15 protein-coding genes are annotated in these 17,869 nt (G+C 74.0%); 8 read left to right on the plus strand and 7 right to left on the minus strand.

Annotation, left to right across the window (positions count from 1 at the left end):
* Positions 1-69: 69 nt before the first annotated feature.
* The 4 genes from ACZLKG_RS10610 to ACZLKG_RS10625 all read left to right on the plus strand — a co-directional run bounded on the left by ACZLKG_RS10610 (position 70) and on the right by ACZLKG_RS10625 (position 4,606).
* The gene (locus ACZLKG_RS10610; RefSeq protein ID WP_425708859.1) at positions 70-1,134 is read left to right on the plus strand and encodes a LacI family DNA-binding transcriptional regulator; all 1,065 of its coding nucleotides are present in this window, start codon (positions 70-72) and stop codon (positions 1,132-1,134) included.
* Positions 1,135-1,314: 180 nt separating this feature from the next.
* Positions 1,315-2,505 (plus strand): Gfo/Idh/MocA family protein, encoded by a 1,191-nt coding sequence (locus ACZLKG_RS10615; protein WP_463648715.1) that lies wholly within the window; start codon positions 1,315-1,317, stop codon positions 2,503-2,505.
* Positions 2,502-3,716, plus strand: a complete 1,215-nt coding sequence (locus ACZLKG_RS10620) for a dihydrodipicolinate synthase family protein (protein ID WP_425708861.1) — start codon at positions 2,502-2,504, stop codon at positions 3,714-3,716. Before ACZLKG_RS10615 ends, ACZLKG_RS10620 begins: the two co-directional genes overlap by 4 nt.
* Positions 3,713-4,606, plus strand: coding sequence for a sugar phosphate isomerase/epimerase family protein (locus tag ACZLKG_RS10625; protein ID WP_425708862.1), 894 nt, complete (start codon positions 3,713-3,715; stop codon positions 4,604-4,606). The genes ACZLKG_RS10620 and ACZLKG_RS10625 overlap by 4 nt, the downstream gene beginning before the upstream one ends.
* Here ACZLKG_RS10625 and ACZLKG_RS10630 read toward each other — a convergent pair.
* From ACZLKG_RS10630 to ACZLKG_RS10640, 3 genes are read right to left on the minus strand one after another with little or no spacing between them, the layout of a single operon-like run.
* Positions 4,603-5,742: a GNAT family N-acetyltransferase gene (locus ACZLKG_RS10630; RefSeq protein WP_425708863.1), complete on the minus strand. Its 1,140-nt coding sequence runs from the start codon at positions 5,740-5,742 to the stop codon at positions 4,603-4,605. The two genes, ACZLKG_RS10625 and ACZLKG_RS10630, sit on opposite strands and share 4 nt — an antisense overlap.
* Complete coding sequence (locus tag ACZLKG_RS10635; protein WP_425708864.1) at positions 5,739-6,290, minus strand: hypothetical protein; 552 nt, start codon at positions 6,288-6,290, stop codon at positions 5,739-5,741. The genes ACZLKG_RS10630 and ACZLKG_RS10635 overlap by 4 nt, the downstream gene beginning before the upstream one ends.
* A gap of 49 nt (positions 6,291-6,339) precedes the next feature.
* Positions 6,340-8,457 carry a DNA gyrase/topoisomerase IV subunit B gene (locus tag ACZLKG_RS10640; RefSeq protein ID WP_425708865.1) on the minus strand — a complete coding sequence of 706 codons (2,118 nt, stop codon included), beginning with the start codon at positions 8,455-8,457 and terminating at the stop codon, positions 6,340-6,342.
* 137 nt (positions 8,458-8,594) lie between these two features.
* Between ACZLKG_RS10640 and ACZLKG_RS10645 the strand changes: the two genes are divergently transcribed.
* The 4 genes from ACZLKG_RS10645 to ACZLKG_RS10660 all read left to right on the plus strand — a co-directional run bounded on the left by ACZLKG_RS10645 (position 8,595) and on the right by ACZLKG_RS10660 (position 11,674).
* A complete protein-coding gene (locus tag ACZLKG_RS10645) occupies positions 8,595-8,798 on the plus strand; it encodes a DUF7455 domain-containing protein (protein ID WP_425708866.1) in 204 nt (67 codons plus the stop codon).
* Between the two features lie 88 nt (positions 8,799-8,886).
* Complete coding sequence (locus tag ACZLKG_RS10650) at positions 8,887-9,717, plus strand: DUF1206 domain-containing protein (RefSeq protein WP_425708867.1); 831 nt, start codon at positions 8,887-8,889, stop codon at positions 9,715-9,717.
* 79 nt (positions 9,718-9,796) lie between these two features.
* Positions 9,797-11,047 (plus strand): DUF3152 domain-containing protein, encoded by a 1,251-nt coding sequence (locus ACZLKG_RS10655; RefSeq protein WP_425708868.1) that lies wholly within the window; start codon positions 9,797-9,799, stop codon positions 11,045-11,047.
* Between the two features lie 150 nt (positions 11,048-11,197).
* Positions 11,198-11,674, plus strand: coding sequence for a DUF2510 domain-containing protein (locus ACZLKG_RS10660; RefSeq protein ID WP_425708869.1), 477 nt, complete (start codon positions 11,198-11,200; stop codon positions 11,672-11,674).
* Between the two features lie 58 nt (positions 11,675-11,732).
* Here ACZLKG_RS10660 and ACZLKG_RS10665 read toward each other — a convergent pair whose 3' ends face one another.
* The 4 genes from ACZLKG_RS10665 to gcvT all read right to left on the minus strand — a co-directional run bounded on the left by ACZLKG_RS10665 (position 11,733) and on the right by gcvT (position 17,849).
* The gene (locus ACZLKG_RS10665) at positions 11,733-13,322 is read right to left on the minus strand and encodes an RNA polymerase sigma factor (protein ID WP_463648716.1); all 1,590 of its coding nucleotides are present in this window, start codon (positions 13,320-13,322) and stop codon (positions 11,733-11,735) included.
* Between the two features lie 35 nt (positions 13,323-13,357).
* Positions 13,358-16,288, minus strand: a complete 2,931-nt coding sequence (gcvP, locus tag ACZLKG_RS10670; protein WP_425708871.1) for an aminomethyl-transferring glycine dehydrogenase — start codon at positions 16,286-16,288, stop codon at positions 13,358-13,360.
* On the minus strand, positions 16,285-16,671 hold the full coding sequence (gene gcvH / locus ACZLKG_RS10675) for a glycine cleavage system protein GcvH (protein WP_425708872.1): 387 nt from the start codon (positions 16,669-16,671) through the stop codon (positions 16,285-16,287). The genes gcvP and gcvH overlap by 4 nt, the downstream gene beginning before the upstream one ends.
* Positions 16,672-16,742: 71 nt before the next feature.
* On the minus strand, positions 16,743-17,849 hold the full coding sequence (gene gcvT, locus ACZLKG_RS10680; protein WP_463648717.1) for a glycine cleavage system aminomethyltransferase GcvT: 1,107 nt from the start codon (positions 17,847-17,849) through the stop codon (positions 16,743-16,745).
* Positions 17,850-17,869 lie beyond the last annotated feature (20 nt).

Genomic DNA, 17,869 nt, shown 5'->3' on the forward strand with positions numbered 1-17,869 from the left:
TGGGCTAGCGTCACGCCGACCGGTGCCCGCCGGCTCGGCAGGTGCCGCGTCCGAGTTCGAGGAGGCTCGATGAGCGAGGAGGAACCCCCGCGTCCGACGTCGGCGCGCGCGGGGCACGGCCGGGTCACGCTCTCCCAGGTCGCCGAGGCGGCGGGCGTGTCCCTCGCGACCGCCTCGCGCGCCATCAACGGCAGCTCGGAGCGCACCGTGCGCGCCGAGCTCCGGGAGCGTGTGCTGGCCGCGGCGGCGCGCCTGGACTACTCCCCCGACGCCAACGCCCAGGCGATGGCGCGCGGCCGCACCGACACGGTCGGGCTCATCGTCCAGGACATCGCCGACCCCTACTTCTCGGCCATCGCCGCCGGCGTCATCGCCGCCGCGGACACGGCGGGCTGCGTCGTCACGCTCGCCACCACCCACCGCGACCCCGCCCGAGAGCTCGACTTCATCGCCACGCTGCAGAACCAGCGCGCGCGGGCGATCGTCATCGCCGGCGGTCGCATCGACGACGCGGACGTCAACGAGCGCCTGCACCGCGTCCTGCACGCCTACCAGGACCGCGGGGCCGGGGTCGCTCTCGTGGGGCAGCCGCTGCCCGGGCTGAGCACGGTCGTGCCCGACAACGTCGCGGGCAGCACGGACCTCGCCCGGGCCCTGCACGCGATCGGCTACCGGGAGATCGGCATCCTCGCCGGACCCACCTGGCACGTGACGGCCCGCGACCGCGTGGCCGCCTTCCGGAGTGCGCTCGGGGAGCTCGGGGTCGAGATCCCCGCGACCTGGGTCGTGCCCGGCGACTTCACCCGCGACGGCGGACACGCCGCGATGACGACCCTGCTCGCCGGGAGCAGCAGGCCGCGCCTGGTGTTCGCCGTCAACGACGTCATGGCCGTCGGCGCGATGTCGGCCGCGCGCGAGGCCGGCCTCGACGTCCCCGACGACGTCGCGATCGCCGGGTTCGACGACATCACCACGCTGCGCGACGTCGCCCCCGGCCTCACGACCGTCGCCCTGCCGATGGAGCGCATGGGTCGGCTGGCCGTCCCGCTCGCGCTCGAGCCCGACGACGGCCCGCGCGAGATCCTCGTCGGCGCGGACGTCGTCCTGCGCGAGTCCACGCCGGACCTGCGCTGACCCGACGCGTCGGCGTGCCGGGCGAGCCCGGACACGGGTCGCCCGAGCCCGGCGCGCAGTGCCCGAGCCCGGCACGCGTTCTCAGCCACGCCCCGGACACGCGTCGGCCCCGCGTTGACACCCGGGTAGCCTGGACATAATCTGGAAAGCGCATTCCGCCTCGTACTCGATGGAGAGACCATGACCACTCGCACGCTCCGCATCGCCATGAACGGCATCACCGGTCGCATGGGCTACCGCCAGCACCTCGTGCGCTCGATCCTTCCGCTGCGGGACGCCGGGGGCGTGGTGCTCCCGGGCGGCGACCGCGTCCAGGTCGAGCCGATACTCCTGGGCCGCAACGCCGAGAAGGTGGCCGAGCTCGCGCGTCGGCACGGGGTCGAGCAGTGGTCCACCGACGTCGAGGCCGTCCTGGCGGACCCCACGGTCGATGTCTACTTCGACGCGCAGGTCACGTCGCGGCGGGTACCGGCGATCACGACCGCGCTCGCCCACGGCAAGCACGTCTACACGGAGAAGCCGACCGCGGAGACGCTGACCGAGGCCGTCGAGCTCGCACGCCGGGGCGCCGACGCCGGCGTGACCGTCGGGGTCGTCCACGACAAGCTCTACCTGCCGGGCCTGGTCAAGCTGCGCCGCCTCGTCGACGAGGGATTCTTCGGCCGCATCCTGTCGATGCGCGGCGAGTTCGGCTACTGGGTGTTCGAGGGCGACGTGCAGCCCGGTCAGCGCCCGTCGTGGAACTACCGCAGCGAGGACGGCGGCGGTATCACGACCGACATGTTCTGCCACTGGAACTACGTGCTCGAGGGCATCGTCGGGACCGTCGACACCGTGACGGCCCGGACCGTCACGCACATTCCCGCCCGGGTCGACGAGCTGGGCGCGCGGTACCCGGCCACCGCCGACGACGCGGCCTACGGGATCTTCGACGTCACCACGCCGGGCGGAGACCCCGTGGTGGTGCAGATCAACTCCTCGTGGGCCACCCGGGTGCATCGCGACGAGCTCGTGGAGTTCCAGGTCGACGGCACCCACGGGTCCGCCGTCGCGGGCCTGCACTCCTGCGTGGCGCAGCAGCGAGCACACACCCCGGCCGCGGTGTGGAACCCCGACCTGCCGGTGACCGAGTCCTACCGCGACCAGTGGCTCGACGTGCCCGCGAACGCCGAGCTGGACAACGGGTTCAAGGCGCAGTGGGAGGAGTTCCTCGCCGACGTCGTGGCGGGCCGCCCCCATCGCTACGACCTGCTCTCCGCCGCGCGCGGCGTGCAGCTCGCCGAGCTCGGCCTGCGGTCGTCGGCCGAGGGGCGCCGCCTCGAGGTCCCCGTCGTCTCGCTCGACGACACCGCCGTGGGAGCGCCCCGATGAGCGCGGCACCCTCCTCCACGCCCGCCGTCGCGCTGCCTGCGGCCGACGGGACCGTCACCGAGCACCGCCTCGCCGCGGCGCGCGACTGGGGCCGCCCCTCGGCGCCGTTCACATCCCGGGTCGCCTACGCGGCGGCCCACGTCGTGCCGGCCGTGGGCGCCGACAGCACCCCCGGATCGCCCGCCGTCCTGGACTGGGACGCCACGCTGGGGTTCCGCCACCACCTGTGGTCGCACGGGCTGGGGGTCGCCGAGGCCATGGACACCGCCCAGCGCGGCATGGGCCTGGACTGGCCCGCCGCCGCGGAGCTCATCCGCCGCTCGACCGCCGAGGCGCGCTCGGTGGGGGCCGTCATCGCCTGCGGCGCGGGCACCGACGAGGTCTCTCCCGCGAGCCTCGCCGACGCCGACCACGACTCGGCGCTGCGCACCGTGACCGACGCCTACCGCGGCCAGCTCGCCGTCGTCGGCGAGGCCGGGGCCCGCCCCATCCTCATGGCCTCGCGCGCGCTCGCCGCCACCGCCCGCGACGCCGACGACTACCGCTCGGTGTACTCGACGCTGCTCACGGAGAGCTCGACCCCGGTGATCCTCCACTGGCTCGGCGAGGCCTTCGACCCGCAGCTCGCCGGCTACTGGGGCCACGACGACCCGTACGCCGCCGCCGAGGTCGTGCTCACCCTCGTCGCCGAGCACGCCTCTCGGGTCGACGGCATCAAGATCTCCCTGCTCGACGCCGATCTGGAGGTCCGGGTCCGGGAGCGCCTGCCCGCGGGCGTGCGCATGTACACCGGCGACGACTACAACTACCCCGACCTCGTGGTCGGCGACGAGCGGGGACACTCCGACGCCCTGCTCGGCGTGTTCGCCGCCATCGCGCCGGCGGCGTCCCACGCACTGTCCGCGCTCGACGCCGGCGACCCCTCCCGCGCGCACGAGACGCTGGCCGCCACGCAGGCGCTGGGCCGGCACCTCTTCGCCGCACCGACCTACTACTACAAGACCGGCGTCGCGTTCCTCGCGTGGCTCGGCGGGCACCAGCCCGGTTTCCAGATGGTCGGCGGGCTGCAGTCGGGACGTTCCGCACCCCACCTCGTCGAGCTCTTCCGGCTCGCCGACACCGCCGGCCTGCTCACCGACCCGGACCTCGCCGCCCACCGCATGGGCCGGTTCCTCGAGGTCACCGGCCTCACCCCGGCGGGTGCACGATGAGCGCGCCGGACCTCAGCCGGTTCTCGCTCAACACCGCCACCACGAAGGCATGGACGCTCGAGCAGGCCGTCGAGGGAGCCCTCGCCGCCGGGATCCCCGCCCTCGGCCTGTGGCGGGACCGCGTGGCCGAGGTCGGGCTCGAGGACGCCGCGCGGCTCGTGCGCGAGGCCGGGCTGCGGGTCTCCTCCCTGTGCCGCGGCGGGTTCCTCACGGCCCCGGACGAGGACGGGCGGCGCGCCGCGCTGGCCGACAACGCGGCCGCGATCGTCGAGGCCGCCACCCTGGGGACGCACGAGCTCATCATCGTCGCCGGCGGGCTGCCCGCGGCCACCGGGCCCAACCGGCCACCCGCCCCGGGCGGCGACCGGGACCTCGTCGCCGCCCGCGCTCGCGTGGCCGACCGGATCGCGGAGCTCGTGGACGTGGCCGCCGAGCACGACGTCCGCCTCGTCCTCGAACCGCTGCACCCGATCTTCGCCGGGGACCGGGCGGTGCTGTCCACGCTGCGCCAGTGCCTCGACCTCGCGGCGCCGTTCCCGGCAAGCACCGTCGGCGTCGTCGTGGACACCTACCACGTGTGGTGGGACCCCGACCTGCGCGAGCAGATCGCGCGTGCCGGCGCCGAGGGCCGCCTCGCGGCCTACCAGGTGTGCGACTGGAACCAGCCGATCGCCGCCGACCCGCTGCTCTCCCGAGGCTTCCCCGGCGACGGCTTCGTCGACTTCCGGTCCGTCTCGACCTGGGTCGCCGAGGCCGGCTACAGCGGTGACGTCGAGGTCGAGATCTTCAACCAGCAGATCTGGGACGCCCCGGGAGAGGTCACGCTCGCCACCGCGAGCGCGCGGTACGCCGAGCTCGTCGAGCCGTACCTGCGCGCCGGAGGTTCCTAGGGGGCCCCGAGCTCGAGGACGTGCAGCGCCGACCGGCTCGTGGGCACGTAGTCCAGGCTCGTGTACAGCGCCATCATCGAGTGCGGCTCGGGGTGGTCGACGTCGAGGGCGAAGTCCACGTCGACGTCGAGGCCGGCGTACTCCATGCCGTCCGCGGCGTACGCGCGCATGGCGGCGCTGAGCAGGGCGCTGCCCACGTGCTTGCCGCGCCACTCGGACAGCACGCCCAGGACCTCGGTGTAGCCCTCGGTCCAGCCGAGCGCCTCCCAGTCCTGCTCGTACCGGCTGGAGACGATGTAGCCCGCGATCTTCGCCCGGTCCGAGGAGCGGTCGAGCGCGACGAAGCTCCAGCGTGGCTCGAACGCGGTCGCCTCCGGTCCCCACAGGTCCGACCCGCGCTCCATGGCTCCCTCGGGCTGGTCCGCGAAGGCGCGGCCGTGCGCGCGGCGCACCTGCTCGGCCAGGTCGGCCGTCCACGGCTCGACCGAGACGTACTGCGGCAGCGCGATGCCCGGGATGTCCAGGGCGAGGCTCCGGCGCATCTGGACGTACCAGCGGCGCGGCCGGAAGCCGTGCTCCTCGAGGAGCGCCCTGAGGTCGGTCTCGGTCTCGTCGACGTGCACGACGACGACGCCCTGCTCCGCTCCCGAGGACGCCAGCAACGCACGGGAGGTCGACACCTGCCAGTCGACCAGCGCGAAGCCGGCGCCCTTGAGGCGCAGGGCGTCGTCGACACCGCCCGAGCACGTGAACGACTGCATGCCCTCGACCTGGCCCTTCGGGCGGACCAGTCCGAACGCTCGCATGACGCCGTCGCCGTCGTCACCGGCGACGGCACGGAAGCCCTCCCGCTCGGCGAAGTAGCTCTCCACCTCCTCGGCGGAGGTACGCACCGGTGTACCGTCGGCGGTCTCGATGCGTGAGACGAGCGCGGCGAGCTCCGCGGCTCGGGGGGCGTCGAGCACGGACCACACCAGGCCCTCGACCTGCCGCGGCAGGAGGTGGTCGTCGAAGGAGCTGACATCGCCCTCGTCGCCGAGCAGGGGCATCGCCCGGGTGTCGCCCGTGGGGTGCCGGGTGGAGGTGCGCAGGCCGGTGAGGGCGGCACGCAGACCGCGTCCCGCAGGCTGGTTCACAGCGTCACCGCGAACGTCGTGCCGGGTCCCGAGGGCTCCGGGGCGAAACCGGCGGCGGCGTAGAGCCGACGACGGTCACCCTGGTGCAGCCCGACGTCGATGACGATGCGTGCCGGTCCCGCCGGGGCGCTCGCGGCGAGCAGCTGCCGGGCGCGGTCGTCCTGCCACCCCAGGAGTGCCTTGCCGATCCCTCGTCCGCGGGTACCCGGGTCGACGGTGGCACGCAGTCGCACCTCGGCGGTGTCCGCCCGGCTGGTGAGCACGAGCGCGGCAGCAGCCCGCAGGATGCCCTCGGGGTCGAAACCGCCGAGCGTGTCGCCGGAGCGCGCGGCGGCGCGCAGGGTCTCGTCCAGCTCCCCGCGCGTCGTGCTGTCACCGTGGACGTCGACCGCGTCCGAGCGGTCCCACAGAGCATGGACGTCCGCGCCGTCGCCCGGGTCCAGGGTGCGCCAGGTCAGGCCCAGGTGCGGGCCCGGCAGGGCTGCGGAGGCCGGTGCGTCGAAGCGGCGCGCGGAGTGCGCGCCGGGCCTCGCCGAGGACACGATCATGGCTCCGAGTCTACGTCGGCGCACCGCGGAGGCGGCCCGGCCGCGACCCTCAGGCGTCGATCCGCTCGCGGTCGACCTCGGCCGCGCCGGCGACGATGAAGTCCCGGCGGGGCGCCACCTCGCTGCCCATGAGCAGCTCGAACACGGACTCGGCGCGCGCGACGGCCGCCTCGTCGGCCCCGGTGATCCGCCGCAGGGTGCGCCGGGCGGGATCCATCGTCGTCTCCGCCAGCTGGTCAGCGTCCATCTCACCGAGCCCCTTGTAGCGCTGGGGCGTGTCCTTGAGGCGCTTCCCGGCGCGCTCGAGCTTCCGCACGAGCGCGGCGAGCTCGGCGTCGGAGTAGGTGTAGTGCACCTCCCCCTTCTTCCCTCCGGACCCGGCGACCTCCACGCGGTGCAGCGGCGGCACCGCCGCGAAGACGCGGCCGGCCTCCACCAGCGGCCGGCAGTACCGGAAGAACAGCGTGAGCAGGAGGGTGCGGATGTGCGCGCCGTCGACGTCGGCGTCCGTCATGAGCACGACCTTTCCGTAGCGCGCGAGGTCCAGGTCGAACGTGCGCCCCGACCCGGCGCCGAGCACCTGGAAGATCGTCGCCACCTCGACGTTGTTGAGGATGTCGGCGGTCGAGGCCTTCTGGACGTTGAGGATCTTGCCGCGGATCGGCAGCAGCGCCTGGAACTCCGAGCTGCGCGCGCGCCGGGCCGTGCCCAGGGCCGAGTCGCCCTCGACGATGAACAGCTCGGAGCGCTCGACGTCCTTCGTCCGGCAGTCGACGAGCTTGGTCGGCAGCGAGGAGTTCTCCAGCGCGTTCTTGCGCCGCGAGATGTCCTTCTGGGTGCGGGCGGCCACCCGGGCGCGCATCTCGCCGACCATCTTCTCCAGCAGCGCGTTCGACTGCGACCGGACCGCCGCCCTGCTCGACGTGAGGATGTCGGTCAGCTCGGACTCGACGACCTTGGCGACGACCTGGCGGACCTGGGCGGTGCCGAGGACCTCCTTCGTCTGCCCCTCGAACTGCGGCTCGGGCAGCCGCACGGACACCACCGCGGTGAGGCCCGCCAGGACGTCGTCCTTCTCGATGCGCGGATCCTTGGCCGTGACCTTCAGGCGCCTCGCGTTCGCCTCGATCTGCTTGCGCGCGACCTTCAGCACGGCCTGCTCGAAGCCGGCCATGTGGGTGCCGCCCTTGGGGGTGGCGATGATGTTGACGAAGCTGCGCGCCGTCGTCTCGAAGCCCGTGCCCCACCGCACCGCGACGTCGACGAGGCACGTGCGCTCGACGTCGACGGGGCGCAGGTGCCCCTGGCGGTCGAGCTGCTGGACCGACTCTGTGAACGTGCCCTGCCCCGTGAGCCGCCAGACCTGGGTGACCGCCGGGTCCGGGCCGAGGTGCTCGACGAAGTCCGACGTCCCGCCGTCGTGCCGGAACTCCTCGCTCGTGTGCTCGGCCGGGTCGGCGGCGCGATGGTCCGAGACGACGATCGTCAGGCCCGGGACGAGGAACGACGTCTGCCGCGCGCGGCCGAGCACCTCCTCGAGGCTGAACTCCGCGGTGGCCGGGAAGATCTGCGGGTCCGCCCAGTAGCGCACCCGGGTGCCGGTGACGCCGCGCCGGACCTTGCCGACGACCTCGAGCGTCGAGCCCTTGTCGAACGGCTGGAACGGGGAGTCGGCCGCGGGCCCGCCGTGCGGGTCGTCGAAGGTGCCGGGCTCACCGCGTCGGAAGGTCATGCGGTGCGTCTTCCCGCCCCGGTCCACCTCGACGTCCAGGCGGGCCGACAGTGCGTTGACCACGGAGGCCCCGACGCCGTGCAGACCCCCCGAGGCGGCGTAGGAGCCGGAGTCGAACTTCCCGCCCGCGTGCAGCTTGGTGTAGACGACCTCGACGCCGGACAGCCCGACGCCGGGGACCTCGTCGACCGGGATGCCGCGCCCGTCGTCGCGCACCTCGACCGAACCGTCCGGGTGCAGGACGATCTCGATGCGGCCCGCGTGGCCGCCGAGCCCCTCGTCGACCGAGTTGTCGACGATCTCCCACAGGCAGTGCATGAGGCCGCGCCCGTCGGTGGACCCGATGTACATCCCGGGGCGCTTGCGCACGGCGGCGAGGCCCTCGAGGACCGAGAGGTGCCGTGCCGAGTACTCGGCGGCTGAGGTGGGGTTCACCGAAGGATCGTACGGCCGGCCCGGCCGGCAGGCCCGGAGGCGTGGCCGTGGTGACCCGGGCGACACGCGGGTACGCCGGGGGCGAACTCCCCCGCCACCTGGGCACGGATCGCCCACGTGGATGGTTACATGCTGGCGTGACCACTACAGCCACCGCACCCCAGCTCACCGCCGCCGACCGCTGCGACGCCTGCGGCGCACAGGCCTACGTCCGCGTGACCCTGCGCTCCGGCTCGCTGCTCTTCTGCGCGCACCACGCGCGCCGCCACGCCGAGAAGCTCGGCGAGGTCGCGACCGAGATCCACGACGAGAGCGACCGCCTGCACGACGCGAACGCCTGATCCCCCCGACGCCGCACGGCCGTCGTCCCCTCGCGGGGCGGCGGCCGTTCGCCGTGCGGCCCCCGGTGCCGGATGCTTCGATGACCCCATGAGCAACGGATCGACCAGGGCTCGGGTGGACGGGGTCGCGCGGGACGCCCAGGCCTCCGCCCGCGGTGGACGGCTCCACCGTCTGGGGCAGGTGGGCTTCGCGGCCCAGGGCGTGGTGTGGCTCGCCGTCGGCTGGATGGCGATGCGTCTCGCGCGCGGCTCCGGCTCGTCCGAGGAGGCCACGACCTCCGGGGCGATCGAGGAGATCGGCAGCACGCCGCTCGGGCTGGCCCTCCTCGTCGTCATGGTCCTCGGCCTGCTGTGCTACGTCGCCTGGCAGGGCGTGCTCGCCGTCGGCGGCCACCCGGGCGAGAAGGGCCTCAAGGGCGTCGCGCGCCGGATCGGCTCGGCCGCCAAGGCGGTCGTCGCCCTCGCGCTCGCGGTCACCGGCGTCGTCGTGCTCCTGCGCGGCAGCTCGGGCTCGGGCCGCACCGAGGAGGAGGGGGCGAGCACGCTCATGTCCCAGCCCGGCGGCCAGGTGCTGCTGGGTGCCGTCGGGGTCGGTGTCGTCGTGCTCGGCGCGTGGTGGGTGTGGAGCGGGATGACGGCGCGGTTCGCGAGCAAGCTCTCCCCCGGCGTGTCCCGGGCGGTGATCAACGCGGGCCGGATCGGCCACGCGTCCCGCGGCGCCGCGTTCATGGTCCTCGGGGTGCTCGTCGCCCTGGCGGCCCTGCGCGCCGACCCCGACCAGGCGGGCGGCACGGACACCGCGCTCGCCACGATCCTGGGCTGGCCGGGCGGGACCGTCCTCGTCGGTGCCGTGGCGGTGGGGCTCATGCTCTTCGGCGTCTTCCAGGTGCTCGCCGCCCGGCACGTCGTCAAGGACTGACCCGGGGCCCTCGGGGCACGTCGCCGGCGCCTGGTTCGAGGGCGCTTCGGGCGGGCCACCGGCGCCCTACGCTGGGCACGTGAACCGACCCCGGCGACGCCTCCTCGGCGCGCTCGCCTCTCTGCCCGCCCTCGCGCTCCTCGCCGGCCTCGCCACCTCACCGCCCGAGGCCGCGGCCTCGGGCGAGGTCGGTGGATCCGGCACGGAGTTCTTCCTCGACGACGAGCTGGACGGGGTCGCGGACCGGCACCTGGTGTACGGCCGTACGGACGACGACGTCCTGGTCGGCGACTGGGACGGGAACCGCACCGACACCCTGGCCGTCCGGCGCGGGCAGGTCTATCACCTGCGCAACTCGCTGACCTCGGGCCCGGCGGACCGGCAGGTCGCCTACGGGCGCGCGACCGACGTCGTGCACGTGGGCGACTGGGACGGGGACGGGACCGACACCCTCGCCGTGCGCCGCGGCAACCGGTACTTCCTGTCCAACTCGCTCACCTCGGGCGACGCGGAGATCGAGCTCGACTACGGCCGCGCCGGCGACACCGTCCTCGTGGGCGACTGGGACGGCGACGGGACCGACACCCTCGCCGTGCGCCGCGGCACCGTGCTGCACGTGAGCAACACCCTGGCCGGCGGCGACGCCGAGACGTCGGTGTCGTTCGGCCGCACGACGGACGCCGCGTTCGCGGGCGACTGGGACGGCGACGGCGCGGACACGTTCGGTCTGCGCCGTCCGCCCGCCGCGCCGACGCCGCCGCCCGAGCCGCCGACGAACGGCGGTCTGGTCGGTGCCCCGCCGTGGTCCGGCTCGGGGACCTTCGCGGTCGTCCCCGGCCATGTGCCCGCGCCCGGCGACGCCGCCCGGACCGTGCGCGTGCGCGTGGAGACCGAGCGCGGCATCTCGGTGGACCGCCCGGAGTTCGGCGGCCTCGTGATGACCACCCTCAACGCCTCCCGAGGCTGGGGCCGCCACGGTGCGGTGACCTTCGCGCGGACGGACGGACCCGCCGACGTCGTGCTCCGGCTGACCACCCCTGCGACCGTCGACCGGCTCTGCCACCCGCTCAACACCAACGGATACACCTCGTGCCGGGTCGGCTCCACCGTGGTCATCAACGCCCACCGGTGGGCCTACGGCGCGGCGCCGTTCACGAACGCGGGCGGCTCGCTGACGTCCTACCGCGACTACGTGGTCAACCACGAGGTCGGGCACTTCCTCGGGCACGGGCACGTCGGCTGCCCCGCTCCGGGCCGGCTCGCCCCGGTGATGCAGCAGCAGACTCTCGGCATGCAGGGTTGCGTGCCCAACGGGTGGCCCTACCCCTGAGCCCGGTCGGCGCGCGGCCAGCCGGGTGCCGGGCGCCCCGGGGCGCCGGTGCTGCCGGCGACGTCCGCGCCGATGCTGCCCGGACCGGTGCCGAGCGGCCGTCTGTGCCACGCTGAGGCACGCACGACGACGCGAGACGAGGAGCCCGAGATGGAACAGCGCGAACCAGGCTGGCACGCGGACCCCTGGCAGGAGGGCCTCGAGAGGCGTTGGGACGGACAGCGGTGGACCGCGGACGTCCGCGACCCGGGCGCTGGGCCCGAGGAGAGCGGCTCGCCCGGTGCGTACGGGGCGTCGGCCACCCCGGTGCCGGCCGCCGACCGGCCCGCGACCGACCCCTACGGTGCGTCCGACGTGTACGGCGCCACCGATCCCGGCGGCGCGTCCGCACCCTCCGGGTCGCCGGACGAGCAGGCCGAGCCCCGACCGTCGCGCATCAGCGACGCGGAGCGCGCCGCGGCAGCCCACGAGGGGCGCGCACCGGGGGATCCCACGTTCGCGGGCATGCCCTGGGGACGCTACGACGACGACCCACGGTCGCGCCGGACCACGGCGCTGCTCATCCGCGCGCTGTGGGGCATCGCCATCGCCTTCGGCGTCCTGCTCATCATCTGGCTGATCATCTGAGCAGGGCGATCGTCCGGCCCGGCTACGGCACCGCGGGCCGGCCGATCGTCGCGACCGATCAGTCCAGGTAGTCGCGAAGCACCTGCGAGCGGCTCGGGTGGCGGAGCTTCGACATCGTCTTGCTCTCTATCTGCCTGATGCGCTCGCGCGTGACCCCGTAGACCTTGCCGATCTCGTCGAGCGTCTTGGGCTGACCGTCCTGCAGGCCGAACCGCATGGAGACCACGCCGGCCTCCCGCTCGGAGAGCGTGTCGAGGACCGCGTTGAGCTGCTCCTGCAGCAGGGTGAAGCTCACCGCCTCGGCCGGCACGACCGCCTCGGAGTCCTCGATGAGATCACCGAACTCGGAGTCGCCGTCCTCGCCGAGCGGGGTGTGCAGGGAGATGGGCTCGCGGCCGTACTTCTGGACCTCGACGACCTTCTCCGGTGTCATGTCGAGCTCCTTGGCGAGCTCCTCGGGCGTGGGCTCGCGGCCCAGGTCCTGGAGCATCTGCCGCTGGACGCGGGCGAGCTTGTTGATGACCTCGACCATGTGCACCGGGATCCGGATGGTCCGGGCCTGGTCGGCCATGGCGCGCGTGATGGCCTGACGGATCCACCAGGTCGCGTACGTGGAGAACTTGTAGCCCTTGGTGTAGTCGAACTTCTCCACCGCGCGGATGAGCCCGAGGTTGCCCTCCTGGATGAGGTCGAGGAAGAGCATCCCGCGGCCCGTGTAGCGCTTGGCGAGGGAGACCACGAGGCGCAGGTTGGCCTCCAGGAGGTGGTTCTTCGCCAGGCGGCCGTCGTTCGCGATCCACTGCAGCTCCCGGGAGAGCTTGCGCTCCATGTCCGGGTCCTGGGCCAGGCGCTCCTCGGCGAACAGACCGGCCTCGATGCGCTTGGCGAGCTCGACCTCCTGCTCGGCGTTGAGCAGCGCCACCTTGCCGATCTGCTTGAGGTAGTCCTTGACCGGGTCCGCGGTCGCACCGGCGGTGACGACCTGCTGGACGGGCTGGTCGTCGTCGTCGGAGTCCGAGACCACGAACCCGCTCGAGGTCGTCTCCTCCTTGCGGCCGCCGGTCTCCCCGCTCGGTACCGCGTCCGGGACGACCGCCAGCTTGGCGCGGCGGGAGGCGCGTCCGGAGGCCTGGACGGGCGCCGCGTCCTTCTCGTCGTCCTCGTCCTCGGGCTCGTCGACCTCGTCGGCGCTGTCCGCCGCCTCGATCGCGTCGTCGGCCTGGTCGTCCGTCTCCAGGGCTGCGTCGTCGACGTCCTCGGGGGTGGCCGTCGTCTCCTCGTCCTCGTCCACCTCGACGGGGGGCGTCGCGGTGGACGCCTTCGCCCGGCCCTTCGCCGGGTTCGCGGTCGTCCTCTTCGCAGCAGGCTTCTTCGTGGCCGCCTTCTTGGCAGCGGGCTTCTTGGCAGCGGGCTTCTTGGCAGCAGGCTTCCGTGCGGCGGTGGTCGCGGGTGCTGCCGTCTCGGTCGTGGCGTCGGCGGCGGTGTCCGTCGCGGGCGTCGTCGTGGGGGTGCTCATGCAGGGGGCCTTTCGCCGGGGTTCGGGGCGTCGAGGTGTCAACGCGCCGGTCGCGCCGGGTGTTCCTACCGACCCGCGGGACCGGGCCGGGGCGGCGCGCGCCGTCCCTACAATTATAGCCGACACGGACATTACACCATCACGCGTGCGACGTCACCCCCGACCGCCTACCCCTGCGCGAACGCCTCCGGCGGAGGGCACGAGCACACGAGGTTCCGGTCCCCGTAGGCGCCGTCGATCCGGGCCACGGGCGGCCAGTACTTGCCCTCCTCGCCGGCCGGGAACGCGGCCTCGGCCCGGGTGTAGGGGTGGTGCCACTCCCCCGCCAGGCGTGCGGCCGGGTGCGGGGCGCCAACGAGCGGGTTGTCGTCGGCCGGCCACCGGCCCTCGGCCACCGCGGTGGCCTCGGCGTGGATCGCGAGCATGGCGTCGACGAAGCGGTCGATCTCGCCGAGGTCCTCGGACTCGGTCGGCTCGACCATGAACGTGCCGGGCACGGGGAAGCTCATGGTCGGCGCGTGGAACCCGTGGTCGATGAGCCGCTTGGCGACGTCGTCGACCGTGATCCCGGTGGCCGCGCGCATGGGCCGCAGGTCGAGGATGCACTCGTGCGCGACCGCGTCGCCGGGCCCGCGGTAGAGCACCGGGAACGTGTCGCCGAGCCGTGCGGCGACGTAGTTGGCGGCGAGGACGGCGTCCTCCGTCGCGCGGCGCAGCCCGTCGGCGCCCATGAGCCGGATGTAGGCCCAGGTGATCGGCAGGATCGACGGCGACCCGTACGGCGCGGCGGAGACGGCCCCGTCGGAGCGCATCTCGCCCTGCGCGAGCGGGTGGCCCGGCAGGAACGGGGCCAGGTGCGCCTTCGCGGCCACCGGCCCCACCCCCGGACCTCCCCCGCCGTGCGGGATGCAGAACGTCTTGTGCAGGTTGAGGTGGCTGACGTCGCCGCCGAGCTCACCCGGCCGGGCGTGCCCCAGCAGGGCGTTGAGGTTCGCACCGTCGAGGTAGACCTGACCGCCGTGCTCGTGCACCACGTCGCAGACCTGGCGCACGTGCTCCTCGTACACGCCGTGCGTGGACGGGTAGGTGAGCATGATCGCTGCGAGGTCGGCAGCGTGCTCCTGAGCGAGCGTCGTGAGCGCGTCGAGGTCGATCGAGCCGTCGTCCGCCGACGGGACGACGACGACCGACATGCCGGCGAGGACCGCGGACGCGGCGTTGGTGCCGTGCGCGGAGGCGGGCACGAGGCACACGGTGCGCCCGTCGTCGCCCCGCGAGCGGTGGTATCCGCGGATCGCGAGAAGTCCGGCGAGCTCGCCCTGGGAGCCCGCGTTCGGTTGCAGCGACACGGCCGCGTAGCCCGTGAGCTCGGCGAGCCAGCCCTCGAGGTCCGCCACCAGCCGCAGGTACCCGGTCACGTCCTCGGCCGGGGCGAACGGGTGGATCGCCGCGAAGCCCGGCCAGCTGATCGACTCCATCTCGATCGCCGCGTTGAGCTTCATCGTGCACGAGCCCAGCGGGATCATCCCGCGGTCGAGCGCGTAGTCCTTGTCCGCCAGCCGCTTGAGGTAGCGCAGCATCTGGGTCTCGGAGCGGTGGGTCGCGAACACCGGGTGAGTGAGGAAGTCCGTGGTGCGACGCATCGACGCCGGGATGCCGGTGGCGTCCTCGGGTGCGTCCTCCGCGCGGACCGCGGCGCGGTCCGCACCGCCGGCGTCGGCCGCGTCGGCGGAGTCGGTCGCGTCGGCGGCACTCGGGTCGTTCCCGTCCCGGCCCGCGACGGCGCGCACCACCGCGGCGAGGTCGGCCGGCGTCGTCGTCTCGTCGGTGGAGATCCGCAGCGTGTCCGCGTCCTGCTCCCACAGCAGCACACCGAGGTCGCGTGCGGCCGCGGCCACCGTCGCCGCGCGCCCGGGCAGGCGGACCTCGACGGTGTCGAACCGTCCCGCGGTGGTGACCTCGCCGCCGACGGAGCGCAGCCGGCGCGCGAGGTCGTCCGCCGTGCGCGCCGCGTGCGTGGCGATCGCCGTCAGGCCGTCCGGCCCGTGGTACACGGCGAAGGACGAGGCCATGACCGCCAGGAGCACCTGGGCGGTGCAGATGTTGCTCGTCGCCTTCTGCCGCCGGATGTGCTGCTCGCGCGTCTGGAGCGCGAGCCGGTAGGCCTGCCGGCCGTCGGCGTCGACCGAGACGCCCACGAGACGTCCGGGCAGCTGACGCTCCAGGCCCGCCCGGACGGCGAGGAAGCCGGCGTGCGGCCCGCCGAGGCCCATCGGCACGCCGAGCCGCTGGGAGGAGCCCACCGCGACGTCGAACCCGAGGTCGCCGGGCGCGGTCATCAGCGTGCAGGCGAGCAGGTCGGTCGCGGCGACGGCGAGCGCTCCGGCGGCATGGGCGGCGTCGACGACGCCGCGCAGCACGTCGGCCTCCGGGATGCGTCCCGAGGCGCCCGGCACCTGGACGATCACACCGGCGACCCCGTCGAGGTCCGGTAGCTCACCACCGAGCAGGTCCGCGGGGACGAGCTCGATCCCGACCGGCTCCGCGCGGGTCTCGAGCACGGCTGCGGTCTGGGTGAACAGGTCGGTGTCGACGACGACCCTGGGCCCCGCGCCCTTGGCGGCGCGACGCGCCAGGAGCATGCCCTCGGCCACGGCGGTCGCCTCGTCGAGCATGGACGAGCCGGAGACCGCGAGCCCGGTGAGGTCCGAGACGAGGGTCTGGAAGTTGAGGAGCGCCTCGAGCCGGCCCTGGGAGATCTCCGGCTGGTAGGGCGTGTAGGCCGTGTACCAGGACGGGTTCTCCAGGACGGTGCGCCGGACGACTGCCGGGGTGTGGGTCCCGTAGTAGCCCTGGCCGATCATGGACCGCCGCACGACGTTGGCGGCGGCCAGCTCCCGCAGCTCGGCCTGGACCTCGGGCTCGCTCGCCGCCGTCGGGACCGACAGCTCGGCGACCAGCGCGTCCGCGTCCTCCCGGATGCTCGGCGGCAGCGCCCTCGACATCAGCTCGCGGGTCGAGCGTGCCCCGACGGCGGAGAGCATCACCTCGCGCGCGTCCGCGCTGACGCCGAGGTGGCGGTCGACGAACCGGGTCACGCGCCGGCCCCGTCGGCGAGCGCGGCGTACGCCGGGGCGTCGAGCAGGTTCGCGGGGACGTCCGAGACGGCGACCTCGTAGAGCCATCCCTCGCCGTGCGGGTCGCCGGTGACGATCGCCGGGTCGGCGTCCGCGGCCTCGTTGACGGCCGTCACCTCGCCGGAGACCGGGGCGATGAGGTCGGAGACCGACTTCGTCGACTCGATCTCCCCGCAGGCCTGGCCGGCCACGACGGAGTCCCCGACCGCGGGCAGGTCGACGTAGACGGCCTCGCCGAGCGCGTCGGCCGCGTAGCGGGTCAGGCCGACCCGTCCGGTGGGGCCCTCGACCGAGATCCACTCGTGCTCGTCGGTGTACTTCCGGTCCTCGGGATAGGTGCTCACGACTCTCTCTCCTCGCGGTGTGACGGTGCGACGCGGTAGGACGTGCTGTGGCGGTGCGACGGTCCGGCAGATCAGCCGGCTCGTCGGTAGAAGGGGCTCTCGACGACGGTCATGGGTTGGCGCCTCCCACGGACGTCGGCCTCGACTGTGGTGCCGGGCTCGAGCGCCCGGTCGACGAGGGCGAGCGCGATCGGGTGGCCGAGCGTCGGCGAGAGCGCCCCGGAGGTCACCTCGCCGATCCGGTCCTCGCCGAGCAGCACCGAGGACCCCGCGCGGGCGGCACGGCGTCCCTCGCCGGTCAGGGCCACGAGCGCCCGGCCCGTGGGCCGCTGGCGCGCGGCCTCCACCGCGGCCCGTCCGACGAACGCATGACCGTCGGCGAGGTCGACGAGGCGGGCGAGGCCGACCTCGTCCGGTCCTGTCCTGCGCGTGAGCTCGTTGCCGTACAGCGGCATACCCGCCTCGAGGCGCAGCGAGTCGCGCGCGGCGAGGCCCGCCTGAACCAGTCCGTGGGCCGCCCCCGCCTCGAGCAGGGCCTCCCACAGCCTGGGCGCGTGCGCGGCACCGAGCATGAGCTCGTAGCCGGTCTCGCCGGTGTACCCGGTGCGGGCGAGCAGGAGCTCCACCCCGGCGACCGTGGCCGGACGTGCGCGGAAGTACCGGAGCGTCGTGAGGTCGTCGTTCGTGAGCGCGGCGAGCACCTCCGGCGCTGCGGGTCCCTGGACGGCCACGAGCGCGCGCGCCGTGGTGCGGTCGTCGACCGAGACGCCGTCGACGCCTTCGGCGCGGCGTGTGAGCTCGTCGACGACGACCAGGCGGTTCGCTGCGTTGGCCACGACGAGGTACTCGTGTCCGGCGGTCCGGTAGACGACCAGGTCGTCGACGATGCCTCCGTCGGGCGCCAGCAGCACCGAGTAGCGGGCGCGCCCCACCTCCGCGGTCGAGGGCCTGGTGACGAGCGCGCGGTCCAGCGCCTCGGGCGCGCCCGGCCCGGAGACCACGACCTGGGCCATGTGGGACAGGTCGAACAGGCCGGCCGCGCTGCGGACGGCGCGGTGCTCCTCGAGCTCGGCGGTGTAGCGCAGGGGCATGTCCCAGCCCGCGAAGGGGGTCATCGACGCTCCGGCGCGCACGTGCGCGGCGTGCAGCGGGGTGTGCAGGACGTCCTGCTCGGTCACGGCGATCCTCCGTCGGACGG

Source organism: Georgenia sp. Z2081 (assembly GCF_055326445.1).

Coding starts and splice junctions, on each gene's coding strand:
- ACZLKG_RS10610 (WP_425708859.1), top strand. CDS start 70: ATGAGCGAGGAGGAACCCCCGCGTCCGACGTCGGCGCGCGCGGGGCAC.
- ACZLKG_RS10615 (WP_463648715.1), top strand. CDS start 1,315: ATGACCACTCGCACGCTCCGCATCGCCATGAACGGCATCACCGGTCGC.
- ACZLKG_RS10620 (WP_425708861.1), top strand. CDS start 2,502: ATGAGCGCGGCACCCTCCTCCACGCCCGCCGTCGCGCTGCCTGCGGCC.
- ACZLKG_RS10625 (WP_425708862.1), top strand. CDS start 3,713: ATGAGCGCGCCGGACCTCAGCCGGTTCTCGCTCAACACCGCCACCACG.
- ACZLKG_RS10635 (WP_425708864.1), bottom strand. CDS start 6,290: ATGATCGTGTCCTCGGCGAGGCCCGGCGCGCACTCCGCGCGCCGCTTC.
- ACZLKG_RS10650 (WP_425708867.1), top strand. CDS start 8,887: ATGAGCAACGGATCGACCAGGGCTCGGGTGGACGGGGTCGCGCGGGAC.
- ACZLKG_RS10660 (WP_425708869.1), top strand. CDS start 11,198: ATGGAACAGCGCGAACCAGGCTGGCACGCGGACCCCTGGCAGGAGGGC.
- ACZLKG_RS10665 (WP_463648716.1), bottom strand. CDS start 13,322: ATGTCCGTGTCGGCTATAATTGTAGGGACGGCGCGCGCCGCCCCGGCC.